14 protein-coding genes are annotated in these 17,151 nt (G+C 66.9%); 5 read left to right on the top strand and 9 right to left on the bottom strand.

The features are described from left to right. Window positions 1–154: 154 nt before the first annotated feature. Complete coding sequence (locus BFL28_RS04065) at window positions 155–937, bottom strand: SapC family protein (protein WP_069319330.1); 783 nt, start codon at window positions 935–937, stop codon at window positions 155–157. Between the two features lie 164 nt (window positions 938–1,101). Beyond that, a complete protein-coding gene (locus tag BFL28_RS04060) occupies window positions 1,102–2,544 on the bottom strand; it encodes an FAD-binding oxidoreductase (RefSeq protein WP_069319329.1) in 1,443 nt (480 codons plus the stop codon). Between BFL28_RS04060 and BFL28_RS04055 the strand changes: the two genes are divergently transcribed. The 5 genes from BFL28_RS04055 to BFL28_RS04035 all read left to right on the top strand — a co-directional run bounded on the left by BFL28_RS04055 (window position 2,543) and on the right by BFL28_RS04035 (window position 7,953). Further along, the gene (locus BFL28_RS04055; RefSeq protein WP_079246912.1) at window positions 2,543–3,097 is read left to right on the top strand and encodes a hypothetical protein; all 555 of its coding nucleotides are present in this window, start codon (window positions 2,543–2,545) and stop codon (window positions 3,095–3,097) included. The two genes, BFL28_RS04060 and BFL28_RS04055, sit on opposite strands and share 2 nt — an antisense overlap. Before the next feature lie 143 nt (window positions 3,098–3,240). Beyond that, complete coding sequence (locus tag BFL28_RS04050; protein ID WP_069319328.1) at window positions 3,241–4,611, top strand: DEAD/DEAH box helicase; 1,371 nt, start codon at window positions 3,241–3,243, stop codon at window positions 4,609–4,611. Further along, window positions 4,608–4,808, top strand: coding sequence for a DUF1289 domain-containing protein (locus BFL28_RS21405; RefSeq protein WP_069319327.1), 201 nt, complete (start codon window positions 4,608–4,610; stop codon window positions 4,806–4,808). The genes BFL28_RS04050 and BFL28_RS21405 overlap by 4 nt, the downstream gene beginning before the upstream one ends. 39 nt (window positions 4,809–4,847) lie before the next feature. After that, window positions 4,848–5,405 (top strand): biliverdin-producing heme oxygenase, encoded by a 558-nt coding sequence (locus BFL28_RS04040; protein WP_069319326.1) that lies wholly within the window; start codon window positions 4,848–4,850, stop codon window positions 5,403–5,405. Next, window positions 5,398–7,953, top strand: a complete 2,556-nt coding sequence (locus BFL28_RS04035; protein WP_069319325.1) for an HWE histidine kinase domain-containing protein — start codon at window positions 5,398–5,400, stop codon at window positions 7,951–7,953. Before BFL28_RS04040 ends, BFL28_RS04035 begins: the two co-directional genes overlap by 8 nt. Here BFL28_RS04035 and mtnP read toward each other — a convergent pair. From mtnP to BFL28_RS04000, 7 genes are all read right to left on the bottom strand, one after another. Beyond that, a complete protein-coding gene (gene mtnP, locus BFL28_RS04030) occupies window positions 7,950–8,816 on the bottom strand; it encodes an S-methyl-5'-thioadenosine phosphorylase (RefSeq protein ID WP_069319324.1) in 867 nt (288 codons plus the stop codon). The two genes, BFL28_RS04035 and mtnP, sit on opposite strands and share 4 nt — an antisense overlap. Next, window positions 8,813–10,252: an amino acid permease gene (locus tag BFL28_RS04025; protein ID WP_069319363.1), complete on the bottom strand. Its 1,440-nt coding sequence runs from the start codon at window positions 10,250–10,252 to the stop codon at window positions 8,813–8,815. Before BFL28_RS04025 ends, mtnP begins: the two co-directional genes overlap by 4 nt. A gap of 188 nt (window positions 10,253–10,440) precedes the next feature. Further along, window positions 10,441–11,088, bottom strand: coding sequence for an Isoquinoline 1-oxidoreductase subunit (locus BFL28_RS04020; RefSeq protein ID WP_241527203.1), 648 nt, complete (start codon window positions 11,086–11,088; stop codon window positions 10,441–10,443). After that, window positions 11,085–13,229 carry a xanthine dehydrogenase family protein molybdopterin-binding subunit gene (locus BFL28_RS04015; protein ID WP_069319322.1) on the bottom strand — a complete coding sequence of 715 codons (2,145 nt, stop codon included), beginning with the start codon at window positions 13,227–13,229 and terminating at the stop codon, window positions 11,085–11,087. The genes BFL28_RS04020 and BFL28_RS04015 overlap by 4 nt, the downstream gene beginning before the upstream one ends. Continuing rightward, on the bottom strand, window positions 13,226–13,693 hold the full coding sequence (locus BFL28_RS04010; protein ID WP_069319321.1) for a (2Fe-2S)-binding protein: 468 nt from the start codon (window positions 13,691–13,693) through the stop codon (window positions 13,226–13,228). The genes BFL28_RS04015 and BFL28_RS04010 overlap by 4 nt, the downstream gene beginning before the upstream one ends. Window positions 13,694–13,759: 66 nt before the next feature. Next, window positions 13,760–14,302, bottom strand: a complete 543-nt coding sequence (locus BFL28_RS04005; protein ID WP_069319320.1) for a SixA phosphatase family protein — start codon at window positions 14,300–14,302, stop codon at window positions 13,760–13,762. Then, window positions 14,299–17,019 (bottom strand): ATP-dependent DNA helicase, encoded by a 2,721-nt coding sequence (locus BFL28_RS04000; protein WP_119184533.1) that lies wholly within the window; start codon window positions 17,017–17,019, stop codon window positions 14,299–14,301. Before BFL28_RS04000 ends, BFL28_RS04005 begins: the two co-directional genes overlap by 4 nt. Window positions 17,020–17,151: the final 132 nt, after the last annotated feature.

Raw genomic sequence — 17,151 nt, 5'->3', positions numbered from 1 at the left:
AGGGCTTGACCGTGGCTTCAAGGCCACATCGCGAAATGCGACGAGCCGAGCATCAGTGCGGACGATCGCATCAGCAGCCTGCAAGAAAAGGCCCGCGCGCCTGCCACATGGCGGCGCACGGGCCGATTTCAACATAGCCGAAGGTAGTGGGCGGTCAGGCCGCCGGCTGAAGCGGCGCTACGGCGCCCTGGTCCAGCTGGCGCGCGAAGATTTCACGCATCAGGCCGAGCGAGAAGAGATGCGCGTAGATCAGCGGCAGCATGCCGTTCTGAACGATCTTGCGCAGCTGGTCGCCGCGCATCTCGTTCAGCTTGTTCTCGTCGATCATCTGAAAGCCGCGATAGATATAGGGCTGCTCGGCCCCGTCAGGCGCGATCGACACTTCGCCGTCCATCAACAGACCAAGGTCCTTGAGTTCCTTGACGAAGGCAGTGGTCTTCTGGCCTGCGATCTCGAAATCCTCGTTGAATTTCAGCACTTGCTGGACCAGTTCGGTCGGCTTGCCGTCGGCGAACAGCGGCTCGCCGTCCTCGAACTCGCCGATCGTCTCGGAGTTCGGGTCGAAGCACAGCGACAATTCCTCGGCATCCGGACGCAGCCGCGCCAGCATGTACGGATAGCGGCGGACATAGGCCGGAACATAGAAGGCCTGGGCCTGATCCCGCAGACGACCTTCGGCGTCGAAAAAGACGTTCACGCCTTCGTTCAGGCCCATCAGCGCCAGCGGCACGGGATCGTCGCCGACCGAGAACACGATCGGCATGAACCGCTGCACCAGCGGGAATTCCTCGACCGTCAGCGGCACCGCATGCTGCCGCGCCATGAAGGGGGCAGCATCGGCGCGGCGAATCTTGTAGTTGGCGTGCAGTTCGCTCGAAAGCGGCTGCAGGTCGTTGTAGAAGAGCGGAAGACCTTGAGTCTGCGGCGCGCTGGCCATGGAAATCTCCTGAAGTCGAATTGGCTGGATCTTGTATCGTTCAGCTACGCTGAAGCGGCACCAGCCCGCTCCCCCCACCCGGCCATCCAACGCCTGTATCCGCGTGGTCGCCGGGTGGGGAGCAGGCTGGTACCGAAATCGCCCAGCTTTGCTGGAACCGCGCTCTATTGGTCGAGGCGGTCCGACGCAAGAGAGACGAGCTTCCCCGGGTTGAAGAGGTTGCGAGGATCAAGCGCGCGCTTGATGGCGTTCAGGGCATGCATCCGCGCGGGCGAGGACAGCCGCGCCAGTTCGTCCCGCTTCATCTGACCGATGCCGTGCTCTGCGGAAATCGAGCCTCCGGCCGCGACCACCAGATCATGGACGAACGGACTGATGACGCCGGCGTTTCGCGTGGGCCAGTCAGGCGCGCTGCCCGCGGGCGCGCGAACATGGAAATGGACATTGCCGTCGCCGAGATGGCCGAATGCGCCAGCGCTGGTGCCGGGAAATGCCGCCTCTACCGCGCGCGCGCCATCGATCATGAAGTTGGGCATGGCCGCGACCGGCACCGATATATCGTGCTGGAGCGCCGGCCCGCTCGCGCGCTCCGCCTCCGAAATCGAGTCTCGGATACGCCAGAACGCCTCGCCCTGCGCCTCGCTGGCGGCGATCGCCGCATCGCGCACCAGTCCGCGTTCGAAGGCTTGGGCCAGCAGCGTCTCGATAAGCGCGGACGGTGCCTCGTCGGCATTGCTTGCCACCGCCTCGATCAGCACATGCCAGGGGTGCGGCCGCTCAAGCGGGGCGCGCGTACCCGGAATGTGCCGCAACACCGCATCGAGCGAGTGGGCGGGGATGAGTTCGAAACTCTCGATGGCATCCGCCGCCGGTGCCATCGCGTGCAACAGATCGAGCGCGGCGTGCGGCGAATCAACGCCGACCCACGCCACGGCGCGTGCGGCGATGGCAGGCACCAGCCGCAGCGTCGCCGCGGTCACAACGCCCAGCGTACCCTCGGCTCCGATGAGCAGCTGGTTGAGGTCGTAGCCCCGGTTGTCCTTCTTCAAGGCGGCAAGCCCGTCGTGAATCGATCCGTCCGGCAACACCGCTTCGATCCCCAGCACCAGCCCGCGCATCGTGCCATGGCGCAGAACCTGCGTGCCCCCGGCATTGGTCGAAACGAGGCCGCCGATCGTCGCGCTCCCCTTGGCGCCCAAGGTCAGCGGAAAGCGCCGCCCCTGCCCCAGCGCCGCCGCGTGCAAGTCGGCCAGGATGACGCCCGCTTCGGCCACGACGAGCCCCTCTTCGGCTGCAAGGCGCCGCACCCGGTTCATGCGGCGCAGCGACAGGATCAACGCAGACCCGTCCGGCGGCGGGGTTGCGCCGCCTACCATCGATGTATTGCCACCTTGCGGAACCAGCGGGACGTCATGCCGGTTTGCAAGCGCCACGATCAGCGCCACTTCGTCAGTGGAAGCCGGCTGAAGGATCGCCGCTGCGGCCCCGCGATAGCGTCCGCGCCAGTCCGTCAGCCACGGTTCGATCGCATCGTGCTCGGTAACGACCGATTTGGGACCGAGCGCGGCGGCGGCCGCCTCGACGAACTGGCGCTGGGCATCCTGCATGACGCGGCGCTATCACGCGTCGTCCACGCCAGCAATTCATGCACTGTTCAAGCGCCCCGGCTATTGGCAACATCACATGGTGAACTGGATCGTCATCGCGAGCGCTTTGCTGCTGCCCTACGCCGGCGCACCCGATCCGGGCAGGGCGGCTGCTTCAGCCTCGCTGACCGGCACCCGGCTGGCGCAGGTGCGCATTCAGCAACATGTCGTCATCCGCGTGCCGCGTCCGGACGCGGTCCGCCGCATCTCAGCCCCTGCCGCGCCGCTGCCGCCCATCGCCTGGGTCGAGAAGGACGCGAACAAATGCGTGCAGATGAACCGGCTGGCCGGCGCGGCCATCACGCGGCCCGACAGCGTCGATCTGGTGTTGGCGGGCGGCAAGCGCGTGCGCGCGAAGCTGGGCAAGGAATGTCCTGCCCTCGATTTCTATTCCGGCTTCTACGTCAAGCCCAACAAGGACGGCATGGTCTGCGCCAAGCGCGACACGTTCCGTTCACGAGCGGGCGGGGAGTGTCAGATCAAGCAGTTCCGCACGCTGATCCCTGAGGGGTAGGCGGCTCCGCGACTGCGCATGGCGCATCCGGCGGCCCGGAACTTGGCGGGGCGCCACCGTCTTTCCTTGACTTTGCGTGGTATTTCCTCAATGCGCCGCGCTAACTATGACCGGGCCTGCGCCCGCTACATCCGGACAATTGAATGAGCTTTGCCGATCTCGGCCTTTCCGAAGAATTACTGAAGACGGTCGAGGCGGCCGGCTATTCCGAGCCGACGGCGATTCAGCGCCAGGCGATCCCGTCAGTGCTGATGATGCGCGACCTGATTGGCATTGCCCAGACCGGCACCGGCAAGACGGCGTCGTTCGTGCTGCCGATGATCGACATCTTGGCCGAGGGGCGCAGCCGCGCACGCATGCCGCGCAGCCTGATCCTGGAGCCGACGCGCGAGCTTGCCGCGCAGGTCGCCGAGAATTTCGAGAAGTACGGCAAGAACCACAAGCTCAGCATGGCGCTGCTGATCGGCGGCGTGCAGATGGGCGACCAGGTCAAGGCGCTGGAAAAGGGCGTCGATGTGCTGATCGCCACGCCGGGCCGGCTGATGGACTTGTTCGAACGCGGCAAGATCCTGCTGACCGGCTGCAACATGCTGGTGATCGACGAAGCCGACCGGATGCTCGACATGGGCTTCATCCCGGATATCGAGAATATCTGCACCAAACTGCCGGCCAACCGGCAGACGCTGTTGTTCAGCGCAACGATGCCGCCGCCGATCAAGAAGCTGGCCGACAAGTTCCTGTCGAACCCCAAGCAGATCGAGGTAGCCCGGCCTGCCTCCACCAACACCAACATTACCCAGTGGCTGGTGCCGGTGAGCAACAGCGCGTTCGAGAAGCGCAAGGTGCTGCGCAGCCTGCTGTCGGCCGAAGATGTGCGCACCGCGATTATCTTCTGCAACCGCAAGACGACTGTGCGCGAGCTCAACAAGAGCCTCAAGAAGCACGGCTACCGTTCGGCCGAAATCCATGGCGACATGGATCAGAGCTCGCGCATCGCCGAACTCGACCGGTTCAAGGCGGGCGACGTCAACATCCTGGTGGCAAGCGACGTCGCGGCGCGCGGCCTGGACATCAAGGGCGTGTCCCACGTCTTCAACTTCGACGCCCCCTGGCACCCGGACGATTACGTCCATCGCATCGGCCGCACGGGCCGCGCCGGCGCGACGGGCACGGCCTATACGCTGGTCTCCAGCGCAGATGCCGAAGCGGTCGAGAATATCGAGAAGCTTCAAGGCCAGAAGATCGAGCGCATCGGGCCGCCGCCCGTCGCCGAGCCGGAGGCCGAGCGCAAGCCGCGCGGCAGGAAAGCCGACGAACCCAGGCCCAAGCGCGAGCGAGAGCCGCGAGCCGAACCGGCAAAGCGGGCCGAAGCGCGTGATTCCGCCCCCCCCCGCGCCGAGGAACGCCCGCGTCGTGATCGAGACCGTCGCCGCGACCAGTTCGCGGACGACGGGCCCGATGATGGCTGGAACGGGCCGATCCCGGATTTTCTGCAGTTCACCATCCCGGCGTGAGCCAGGACGACGACGGCTTTCTTGAATTTACCTCGCCTCCAGCGGTGGCCAGTCCCTGCGTCGGCATCTGTCGCATGCGCGCGGATGGGCTTTGCGAAGGCTGCGGCCGGACACTGGGCGAGATTGCCGAATGGTCGCTCGCGACGGACGAACGCCGCCGCGAAATCCTGGAGCGGCTTGCGCGGTCAGGTAGCTAGCGGCTTGCCCGACACAAACGCAGGCACGACATCAACACGATGACTGCCGCACCCGATGCCCGTTCCGCGCTGCGCGCCGCGACCACGCCCGATCACGAGCGAGTCGACGCGGCCTTCGGCGCGTTCGATCTCACCACGCGAGAAGGTTACGCCGCCTTCCTGCTGGGCCAGGCGCACGCCTTCCTGCCGATCGAGGCCGCGATCGTCGCTGCCGATCCACGCGATCTGCTGCCCGACTGGCCCGCACGGCGGCGCGGCGAGCGATTGCGCGAGGACCTGAGCGCGCTCGGCTTCCCAGCGCCCCCGACCGGCGATTGGGCGCCATTTCGCCACCGGGCGGATATTCTTGGCGCAATCTACGTTCTTGAAGGATCGCGACTGGGCGGCAGGATGCTGGCACGATCGGTGCCGGCCGATCTGCCGCGAAGCTTCATCGACACGTCGGACAGCGTTCGGTGGCGATACTTGATCGAGGTGCTGGACAAGCTGCTGGTAACCGACGACCAACATACGTTAGCGATCGACGCGGCGCGCCGCGCGTTCGCGTTGTTCGAGGCCGGCGCTCTGCGTCAGAAAAGGACGAAGGCGTTTGGCTGACCCTCAATCGGTCGATCTGACCAATTGCGATCGCGAGCCCATCCATATCCTGGGCGCAATCCAGCCGGTCGGCTTCCTGATCGCACTGACCGCGGACTGGATGGTTGCGCGCGTGTCGGAAAACCTGGCCGATTATCTGGGCCGCTCACCGATGGATGTCCTCGGCCAGCCGCTGGCTGCGATCTTCCCTGCCGCCGCCGTCCACGACCTGCGTAACCGTACCGCACTGCTCCGCGGGCCGGATGCGGTCGAGCGCCTGTTCGACGTCCGCCTGTCCGACGAGGGTTCACCGTTCGATCTCGCGATCCACCTGTCCAGCAGCAGCATCATCATCGAGGGCGAGCGGTCGAGCGGCGAGCATGGCGACGTCACCGGCATGGTCCGCTCGATGATTGCGCGGCTGGACCAGTGCGCCGACCTCGTCACCTTCTTCAAGGAGGGTGCACGGCAAGTCCGCGCGCTTGCCGGCTATGACCGGGTCATGGTCTATCGCTTCTCGCCCGATGGGTCGGGCGAGGTCGTTGCGGAAGCCTGCAAACCGGGTATCGGCCGCTTCCTCGGCCTGCATTATCCGGCGTCCGACATTCCGCAGCAGGCGCGCGTCCTCTACACCCGCAACCTCCTGCGCGTGATCGCCGACGTGAACGCGGTGCCGGTGTCCATCGTGCCGCAGCTCGACGCGGCGGGCGAGCCGCTCGATCTATCGCTGTCGCTGCTGCGCTCGGTGTCGCCGATCCATATCGAGTATCTCAAGAATATGGGTGTCGATGCGTCGATGTCTGTGTCGATCGTGGTCGACGGCAAGCTGTGGGGCCTGTTCGCCTGTCATCATTACGCGCCCCGTAATCCGAGCTTCGAGCGGCGCGCCATCGTCGAGTTGTTCAGCCAGATGTTCTCGATGCGGCTGGAAAGCCGCGAGCGGCAGCAGACGGTGGAGTTCGAACGCCGCGCGCGCGACATCTCCGACCAGCTGCTCGGCGCGGTCGCGTCGGACGAGACGCTGTTGCGCGATCCCGACTGGCTCGCCGCCATCCTGACCCATGCCATCCCCGCCGATGGCGTCGGGGTCTGGCTCGCCGGCAACTATGCCTTTTCGGGCACCACGCCGCCGACCGACGATTTCCGCCGCATCGTGCGCGCACTCAACGCGACCGCGGCGGGCAAGGTATATGCGACCGATCATATCGGCTCGCTGATCCCGGATGCCGAGAAGTTCGCCGATACGACGGCCGGGCTGCTCGCCATTCCGATCTCGCGCGCGCCGCGTGATTATGTCGTGCTGTTCCGCTCAGAACTGATCCGCTCGGTCCGCTGGGGCGGTGACCCGCACAAGCCGATCGAATATGGGCCGAACGGCCCGCGCCTCACGCCACGCGAAAGCTTCGCGGAGTGGAAGGAGCTGGTGCGCGGCCGCTCGCAGCCATTCACGCCGTCGGAACTGCGCGTTGCCGAGACGCTGCGCGCGACGCTCATCGAAGTCGTGCTGCGCCTTGCCGACGAAGCCTCGGCCGAACGCCAGCAGGCCAGCGCGCGGCAGGAATTGCTGATCGCCGAACTGAATCACCGTGTGCGCAACATCCTGGGCCTGATCCGCGGCCTGATCCGCCAGTCGCAGCCGAGCGACGAGGCGGTGAAATCCTTCGTGAAGGTGGTCGACGGCCGCATTCATGCGCTCGCCCGCGCGCACAACCAGATCACCGAGGATCACTGGGGCCCGGCCTCGCTCCAGGCGCTGATCGATGCCGAATCCGCCGCGTTCATCGAGGATGGCAACCGCCTGATCGGCGAGGGCGAACCGGTGCTGCTGAACCCGCAGGCCTATTCGACCATGGCGCTGATCCTGCACGAACTGGTCACGAACTCGACCAAATATGGCAGCCTCTCGGTGCCGAAAGGCAGGGTCAGCCTCACCTGGGATCGCGGCGAGCGCGGCGACCTGCGCATCTATTGGCGCGATGTCGGCGGGCCGAAAGTGCGCAAACCCACGCGGCAGGGCTTTGGCACGACCATCATCGAACGTTCGGTACCCTATGACCTGGGCGGCGAGGCCGTGGTGCGATACGAGGAAGCGGGCTTCGAGGCCGATTTCTGCATTCCCGCGCGCCACGTCTCGATCCCGCGAGACGGTTTCCAGAGCCGCATCCAGTTTCCACGGACCGCCGCCGGGCACCGCGAGGAGCCGCCCGTGGACCTGCTAGCAGGGCAGCGCGTGCTGCTGGTCGAGGACAGCCTGATCATCGCGCTCGATGCCGAGGATATCGCGACGCGCCTGGGCGCGGCGGACGTCGCCACTGCCGCCTCGGTCGATGCCGCGCTCGACTTGATTGCCGCATCGCCCCCGACGGTCGCAATCCTCGACATCAACCTGGGCAACGGAACAAGTTTCCCGGTCGCCGACATGCTGCTTGAGCGGCAGATCCCCTTTATGTTCGCCACTGGCTATGGCGAACAGGCGCAGTTCCCGGACCAGCATCGCGGCCGGCCGGTGGTGCAAAAGCCCTATACGATCGAGAATGTCGCCCGCGCCCTTGCCGAGATGCTGCGTTAGCCGAGCACCCGTCCCGCGATTGCGTCGAGCTTCGCCAGCAAGGCCCGGTCGCGCGCGTCCGGCGCGGTGATGAGCGCCACGTCCAGGCACGTGTCGATCGGCGAAGGTTCGCGTGTTGCCGGCAGTGCACGCAGCAGGCCGACCACCATTGCACGCGTCTTTGTCGCGTTGGCATCAAGCTGGGCGATCACTTGCGCGACGTCCACCCCGGTCTCGTCCTCGCGCCAGCAATCATAGTCGGTGACCATGCCGACCAGCGCATAGGGCAACTCCGCCTCGCGCGCGAGCTTGGCTTCGGGCATCGCGGTCATCCCGATCACGTCGCAACCCCAGCTACGGTAAAGCCGGCTTTCAGCGCGCGTCGAGAATTGCGGCCCCTCCATCGCCAGATAGGTGCCTCGGCAATGCACCACGGCGCCGGCCTGCCCGGCTGCATCGGCAGCGAGCGCGGACAGCCGCGCGCACACGGGATCGGCCATCGAGACATGCGCCACCATGCCGGTGCCAAAGAAGCTTGATGGACGCCCCTTGGTGCGGTCGATGAACTGATCGACGATCGTGAACGTGCCCGGCGCGCGCGCCTCGTTCAGTCCGCCGACCGAAGAGATTGCGAGCACGTCGGTAACGCCCAGGCGCTTGAGGCAGTCGATATTGGCGCGGCTATTCAGCGCTTCCGGCGAGACACGGTGGCCACGCCCGTGCCGCGGCAGAAATGAGACGCGGACAGGACCCATCCGACCCGTGAAGATCGCGTCGGATGGCTCGCCCCAGGGTGATTCGACGCTTACCCACTCACCGCCCTCGACCCCCTCGACTCCATACAGGCCCGACCCGCCGATGATGCCGATATGCCAGCCGCTCACTCGAAAACCTCTGGATCGACCGATTTGCTCGCAAGTGCGCCCGAAACCTTCGGTCGGGCGTAGGCAAAGTAGATGACGATGCCGAGGACATTCCAGATCAGGAAATAAAGCTGCGTCTGAGCCGGCAGGCTGAAGAACAGATATGCGCATCCCGCCACGGCGATGCCGCCGACCAGCCACCAGGCCGGTGCGCGGAATACACGCGGCGCGTCGGGCGCACGCCGGCGCAGCACCATCATGCACAGCGCCACCGCGGCAAAGGCCAACAGCGTCCCCGCATTGGCCAGCGCCGCAATCTCGTCGATCGGCAGCAGCCCCGCGATGACCGAGACGATTGCGGCGGTGAACAGCGTAATCCGCACCGGCGACCCGCGTGGGGATACCTTGGCGAGGCCGATCGGCAGCATCCCATCGCGCGCTATGGTGAAGAAGATGCGGCTCTGCCCGAAGAGGAAGCCAAGCAGGACGGTGGGCAGCGCAATGATCGCGCTGACCGCCAGAAACGTCGCAAAACCCGGCCGGCCGAGCTCGCGCAGGATCAGCGCCAGCGGCTCAGGGCTGTTGGCGAAGCTGGCGAAAGGGGCAGCGCCGACCGCCGCCACCGCCACGAGCATGTAGATCGCGATACAGGCGACCATCGACCCGACGATGCCGATCGACAGGTCCCGGCCGGGATTTTTCGTTTCCTCGGCCGCCGTGGAAATCGCGTCGAAGCCATAAAAGGCAAAGAAGATGATTGCCGCCGCCGCCATGACCCCACGCTCCACGCCGTCGGCACCCATGGTCTTGACGAAGCCGAACGGCATGAACGGTTCGAAATTGGCCGCGTTCAGCGAAGGCAGCGCGACCGCGACGAAGACCGCAAGGGCGACGATCTTCACGACGACCAGACCTGCATTGAGCGTCGCGCTCTCCTTGGTCCCAAGGGAAAGCAGCGCGGCAACCACGGCAATGATGAAGATCGCCGGCAGATTGACGATGCCGCCGGCATGCGGACCGCTCATCAACTCGGTCGGCACGCCGGCCCAGCTTTGCAGCAGCGGCGCGGCATAGCCCGACCAGCCGACCGCCACCGCGCTGACGACGAGTGAATATTCGAGGATCAGCGACCAGCCGACGACCCAGGCGATCAGTTCGCCCAGCACGGCATAGCTGTACGTGTAGGCGCTGCCCGAAGCCGGCATCATCGTCGCCATCTCGGCATAAGCGAGCGCAGCGGCGGCGCAGATCGCGCCAGCGATCACGAACGACAGGATGACCGCTGGCCCCGCCTTGCCCGCGCCCACGCCGATCAGCGTCAGGATACCTGTGCCGACGATCGCCCCAATGCCCAGCGCGACCAGATGCGGCCAGGAAAGCGTGGCCGCCAAGCGATGTTCGGGTGCGTGCTCGGCGGCAGTCTTCACCGCCTTCGTTCGAAACAGACCACCGGTCATGCGCATCCCCTGCTCTTTTGCCCCCGTGGTGCGCCGCACATAGGTTTGCGTCAACGGTTTGACTAATTGTGTCGTCGCGGCGCATGCCGATAACCCCAGGCGATCGCGCTTGGACGCGGCCGCATCAGGTTCCGGCTTTCGCCAAGATTACGCTTCAATCGGCCATCGCTCCGGCCAGCGTCAGGATCCTAAGTCGGGCACTTGGCGCCGGTGTCGATCCATGCCTTGGTCAGCGCGCCGAACTGTGCCTGGGTGCCGGGTGCGGGCGTGCGCCCTGGGCCCGGGTTCCAGCCCCAGCCGACCAGCGTGTCGTTGGCATTGTGTTCGTGGATTTGCGCCAGCGTCTTCCCGCCGTTGCGCCGTCGATCCTTCAACTGCTCGCAAATCTCGCGCAGCGACTTGCCCTGCCACGCCATCTCGATCGGAGCCAGGTGCCACAATGGATGCCCCGGAATGCTGCCGGTACCGTTGGCGAACGCGACATTGCGCGGGCCGTGGCAGGTCGAACATTGCAACCCGGGCGCCCCCTCGCCCTTGGCATTGCCACGCACCACGGGCGGGTTGTGCAGCGCCATCGCATCCCCTTGCCTCGGGCGATCGGTGCGCGGGTGACAATTGAGGCAGCGCGGATGCGTCAGCACCTTACCCATCTCCGTGAAGATCGCGGCCGATCGCGCCGCCGGATCGGCAATCCCGGCAAAGGCGCTGACCGGTTGCAGGCCTACCGGCGCGGCGCTCTGGCGCGCGATTACCGCCGCGGGCAGCGCGACGGCCGCAATTGCAAGCGCCGCCAGGCCAAGATGCTGCAGCTGCAGCTTCATCCCCGCCCTGCTCATGCGTTGTCTCCGTGCGCGAAGGGCAGTCTTCGCACCGCCTTGCCCGTCAGCCTGCGCCAGGCATTGGCAACGGCCGGCGCGATCGGCGGCACACCGGGTTCGCCGACGCCACTCGGCTTTTCAGCGCTCGGGATGATCGCGACCTCGACATCCGGCATCTCGCCGATCCGCAGCGAGCGGTATGTATCGAAATTGCTCTCGAGCACCTGTCCGCCCTCGCCCAGCGTGATCTCGCCATACAGCGCGTGACCCAGGCCATAGCCGATGCCGCCCTCCATCTGGGCGCGTACGACATCGGGGTTCACCGCGATCCCGCAGTCAACCGTGCACCACACCTTGTGCACCTTGGGCAGCCCGTCGGCGCCGACCGATACTTCCGCCACCTGCGCGACATAGCTGTCGAAGCTTTCATGCACAGCGACGCCCAGCGCACGCCCCTTGGCGATCGCACGCTTGCCGAAGCCGCTGATCTCGGCGACCTTGCGCAATGCGCCGGCGGCGCGCTCGTGCTTGAGGAGCGCGAGGCGCCCGGCGACCGGGTCCTTGCCGGCCATCGCCAGCAGTTCGTCGATCAGCGTTTCCTTGACGAAAGCGGTGTGCGTATGCCCCACCGATCGCCACCACAGCACCGGCACCGGCGTTTCCATGAGGTGCTGGCCCAGCCGGAAATCGGCGATGCGATACTGGTTGGTGTCGTTCGCGCCCTCGATCATGTTGCCGTCGACGCCGTCCTTGATACCCATGGCTTCGAACGGCGTGCCCTTCATGATCGACTTCGCGGCGCAGACTTGGTCCCAACCGGATACCTCGCCATTGGCATCGAGCCCCACTTGCACGCGGTGCACGGTCATCGGGCGATAGAAGCCGCCGGTCAGGTCGTTCTCGCGGCTCGCCACCACCTTGACCGGCGCGGCAAAGCCATAGGCACGGGCGCACGCCGCCGCCTCGCTCGCGTCGAACATCGCCGGCGTCGCCCGTCGGCCAAAGCTGCCGCCGGCGTAGTGCTGGATCAGTTCGCTCTTTTCGAACGGCACGCCGGCGACGCCGCACATCGCCCGCATCTCGCCGACCTGAAACTGGCTTCCGGCATGGACCGCGATCCCGTCGCCCTTCTTCTCGATCACATAGTCGAGCGTCTCCATCGGCGCGTGTGCGAGGAAGGGGAAATAGAAGGTCGCGTCGATCTTCTTCGCAGCGCGCGCCAGCGCAGTCGCAGCGTTGCCCGTCGTCTCGACCTGCGTGCCGGGCGTGCGCACCGCAGCGCTGTACTCGGCCAGCATCTGCGCGGACGAGCGCGTCTCGGCCTTGCTCAAGTCCCAGTCGACTTCGAGCGCGGCCGCCCCGCGCTGCGCGCTCCAGGTGTCGCTGGCATAAACCGCGACCCCGCTCGGAACCGGCTTGACGTCGATCACGCCCGGGATGGCTTTAGCGGCGCCAGCTTCGACCTTCTTCACCGTGCCCCCGAACGCTGGCGGGCGACGCACCGCGGCATGTACCATGTTCGGCAGGCGCACGTCCTGCGTGAACATGGCCGATCCGTCGGTCTTGGCCCTGCTGTCCAGCTTGGCGAATTTCTTGCCGATATAGACGAACTGGTCGGGCTTCTTGACCGTCGGGTTCGCCGGCACCGGCAGTGCCGCCGCGTCGGCGGCAAGCTCGCCGAACGTGGCCTTGTGCGAACCGCTGCTGACGACACCGTTCCTGACGCCCATCGCGCTGGCCGGTACGCCCCAGCGCCGGGCCGCCGCCTCGACCAGCATCGCACGCGCCGCGGCGCCGGCCATGCGCATCTGCATCCAGCTTTCCTTGATCGCGCTGGAACCGCCCGCACCCATCGTGCCGAACATCAAATTCTTGTAGAGCGGGTCGTTGGCGGGCGCGAAAACGAAGCGCATCTGATCCCACGCAGCGTCCATCTCGTCAGCGATGATGGTGGTCACCCCCGTCGACGGACCCTGCCCCATCTCGACATGCTTGGCGACGACCGTCACGCTGTTGTCGGTGCCCACGCGGACAAAGGCGTTGGGCGCCAGGGCGGCGCCTGACGCCTGCGCTCGCGCCCCACCCGACGGCAGTGTGAAGCCGATCGCCAGCCCGCCTGCCCCGGCAAGGAAGGCGCGGCGGTTCGCGACGGCGTTCATGCCCGCACCCCCTTCACGCCCGCGGCATCCTTGATCGCCTGGCGGATGCGGACATAGGTGGCGCAGCGGCAGATGTTGCCGGCCATTGCATGATCGATGTCGTCATCGGTCGGCTTCGGCTTGGCGGTGAGCAGCCCGATGGCGGACATGCCCTGCCCCGACTGGCAGAACCCGCATTGCGGCACGTCGAGGCCAACCCAGGCGGCCCTCACCGCCTCGGCCGTCTTGCCGGTCACGCCCTCGATCGTCGTGACCGACTTGCCCGCGATCGTGCCGACCGGCGTCACGCAGGACCGCCGGTTCTTGCCGTCGAGATGCACGGTGCACGCCCCGCATTGCGCGACACCACAGCCATATTTGGTACCAGTCAGGCCGAGATGATCGCGCAGCACCCACAGCAGCGGCGTCTCGGGATCGCCTGCGAAGCTCGCGGGCTTGCCGTTCAATTGGAAATCGATCGCCATGAAAACGTCCTCCGGCTGGAGTCCCGCGGCGATAGTAACCTGTGTCAATCGCTGTGCGAAACGAAATTATTCGCTCGTCGGCCCCAACGCCGGATCAAGATCGCGCGGACGCGTAAAGCTGACGAGGATGCCGCCATCCGCGCTCACCTCGTCCCAGCTCTCCACGTCGAACGTCATCACCGCCAGCGCGGCGGTTGGAAACTTTTCCTCGACCGAATCGCGCAGCACGTCGCCCGACCGGTCCGGGATCAACAGCAGGATCAAGTCCTCCAATCCCGGATTATGCCCGATCAGCAGCGCGCTGTCGGCGCCTGCCGGAAGCTCATGCACGACGTCGAGCAGACTGGAAGCGGACGCCAGGTAAACCCGCCGGTCCCAGGCCGGGGCGAGCGCGCTGCCATAGCCGGCCTCTATCTCCTCCACCGTCTCGACGATGCGGACTGCCGGCGATGCGACGACATGGTCGAAGCTCAACCGCTCGCTGCGCATATGGCGTCCGACGGTCACCGCCGCCTTGCGCCCGCGCGCGTTGAGCGGCCGGTCGAAGTCGCGCGATACCGGGTCGTCCCAGCTCGATTTGGCATGGCGCAGCAACGTCAGCGTCTTCATCGGCGCTCCGGATCCAGGGGTGCGAGCGCCTCATGCCCCAGCCTTGAGTCAGATGAAAGACGTTCGGCACGCGCCACCGCTTCATCCAGCGTGACCCGCGCGATCGGCGTGCCGGGTGGGAACGCGCCGAGCAGGCGTGAGGGCATCGCGGCCGACAGCAGCACGAACGCGCCGCGGTCGTCGGCACGCCGGATCAATCGGCCGAACGCCTGGGCAAGCCGCGCGCGTACGATGCGATCATCATAGGCGCTGCCCCCGCCCGCGAGCCGCCGTGCGGCATGCAGCACGCTCGGCTTGGCCCAAGGCACGCCCTCCATCACGACCAGCCGCAGCGAGTGGCCGGGCACGTCCACGCCGTCGCGCAACGCATCGGTGCCGATCAGCGAAGCGCGCGGATCGTCGCGGAAGATATCGACCAAGGTGCCGGTATCGATCGGATCGACATGCTGGGCATAGAGCGGCAGCCCCTCGCGCGCGAGCCGGTCGGCGATCCGCGCGTGGACGCCGCGCAACCGGCGGATGGCGGTGAACAGTCCCAGCGTACCGCCCTGCGCCGCGACGATCAGCCGGGCATAGGCATTGGCGAGCGAGGGCATGTCGCCGCGCTTCACATCGGTGACGATGATCACCTCGGCCCGCCCGGCATAGTCGAACGGCGATTGCGCTTCGAACCGCGCCGCCGGATGCAACAGATGCTGCGCGCCGCTACGTGCCTCGGCCACGTCCCAGTCGCCCCCTGCACGCAACGTGGCCGAGGTAACCAGCGCGCCGTGCGCGGACTTCAGCACCGTTTCGGCGAACGGCTTGCTGGGGTCGAGCCAGCGGCGGTGGATGCCGATGTCGAATTCGCGCCCCTCGACCCGATCGACCGCCAGCCAGTCGACAAAGTCTTCACTCGCCGGGCCGCCGATGCGCGCGATCAGCGAGAGCCAGGCGGCCACGGTCTCCGCTCGCCAGCCGAGTGAAGCGATGGCGCCCTCGATCCGCGCGCGCGCCTGGCCGTCCATCCAGTCCGGCCCTTCGTCGAGCACGGCCTCGAGCCGCCGCCCGAGCGCCATCATCGGCCGCAGCAGACGCTCCATCGCCGCCGCCGCTGGCACCGTCGCATCCACCAGCGCCGCGTCCGGCTCGGCCAGTTCCGTCTCGATGCCATAGCCCGCCTCGCCCGAGGCGTCGTCGCAACGGGCGTAAGTGAGCCCGCGTACCGCGCCCAGCAGCGCCTCGATCGGCCCGAACGGCGCGCCTTCCGCGACGCGCTGCAACCATCCGTCGGCCGGCAGCGCGCGTGCAGCATCGACCGCCTCGGCAATGGCTTGTGCACCGGCCTCGTCATAGCTCGCCACGTCGGACAAACGGGCCGCCAAGCCGCGCCGCCGTCCACGCGATCCGCTTTCCGGCCCGGTGACCCAGCGGCGCAGCTCGATCGTCTCCTGCCCAGTCAGGGCCACGCCGAACATCGCATCGGCAGCGTCGAACAGGTGATGCCCCTCGTCGAACACATAGCGCGTCGGCCGCGTGGCGCTCTCGCGCCCCCGCGCGGCATTGACCATGACCAGCGCATGATTGGCGATGACGAGGTCGGCGTCGGCGCTCGCCCGCGCCGCGCGCTCGATGAAGCATTTCCGATAGTGCGGGCAGCCGGCATAGACGCATTCGCCGCGCCGGTCGGTCAGCGCGGTGGATCCGTTGCGTCGGAAGAGGACCGGCAACCAGCCGGGCAAGTCGCCGCCGACCATGTCGCCATCGGCGGTATAGGCCGCCCATCGTGCGACAAGCTGCGCCAGCACCGCCGCGCGACCCGCGAACCCGCCTTGTAACGCGTCTTCCAGATTCAGCAGGCAGACGTAGTTTTCCCGTCCCTTGCGCGTGACGATGCGCTTTTTGCGCATTTCAGGATCTGCGAACAGCCGCTCACCCTCGCTCGCCAGCTGGCGCTGCAGCGCCTTGGTAAAGGTCGATACCCACACCGCGCCGTCGGCCTTCGCTGCCCAGAGCGAGGCCGGCGCAAGATAGCCCAGCGTCTTGCCGATCCCGGTTCCCGCTTCGGCTAGCACCAGATTGGGCGAATCACGCATGGTGCGCGGCGCAAAGGCGGAGGCCGCCGCCTCGGCGTAAAGCCGCTGGCCCTCCCGCGCCTCCGCACCCCGGCCAGTGAGTTCGGCCAGCCGCTCGCGCACCTCGTCCGCTTCCAGCGACACGGTGCGCGGCGGGGTGCGTGGTGCTTGCTCGCTCCATTCGGGCAGTCTGGAGAATAGCCAGCGTTCCGCCTTCTCAGGCTTCGCGATTGCCTGAGTGACGACCGGTGCCCAACTCCATCGCAGCCGCGCCAGCGACTGTGCGGCGTGCCATGCGCCCTCTCGCTCGGGCCAGTCGCCATCGACCATACGCAACATCGCGGTCGCCGCCTCGCGCAGGAACGGCGCGACCTCGGCATCGCTCGCCGGCTCGACAAGGCCCAGCGTCTTGGCAACGCCCTTGGGCGTGGGCACCATGAACCTGGCCGGGCGCAGGAATGAGAATAGTTCGAGCAGGTCGAGTCCGGACAACTCGGGATAGCCCAGCCGCTGCGCCACCAGCGGCGCGTTAAGCAACAGCATCGGCGTGTCCGCCGCGATCCGGACGGCCTCGCCGCGCCCAACACTGCGCGTGCCGTCCGGCCCCGCGATCCAGATGCCGCCATGGCTGGCGTGAAGCGCGGGATAGGGAAGCTCGATCACCGCTCGCCCCCTGCCCTGCAAGCCCAATCGTCACCCCGGCCTGGTGCCGGGGTCCAGCGGCCGGCAGCTGCCGCCCTCAAGGCTCGTACGACACGCCCAGCGGCGAAGTGGATCCCGGCACAAGGCCGGGAT

This window comes from Sphingomonas turrisvirgatae (assembly GCF_001721295.1).
Classification (GTDB): domain Bacteria; phylum Pseudomonadota; class Alphaproteobacteria; order Sphingomonadales; family Sphingomonadaceae; genus Sphingomonas; species Sphingomonas turrisvirgatae.
The sequence above is the reverse complement of the archived record's forward strand: the minus strand, read 5'-3'. Positions and strand labels throughout refer to the sequence as shown.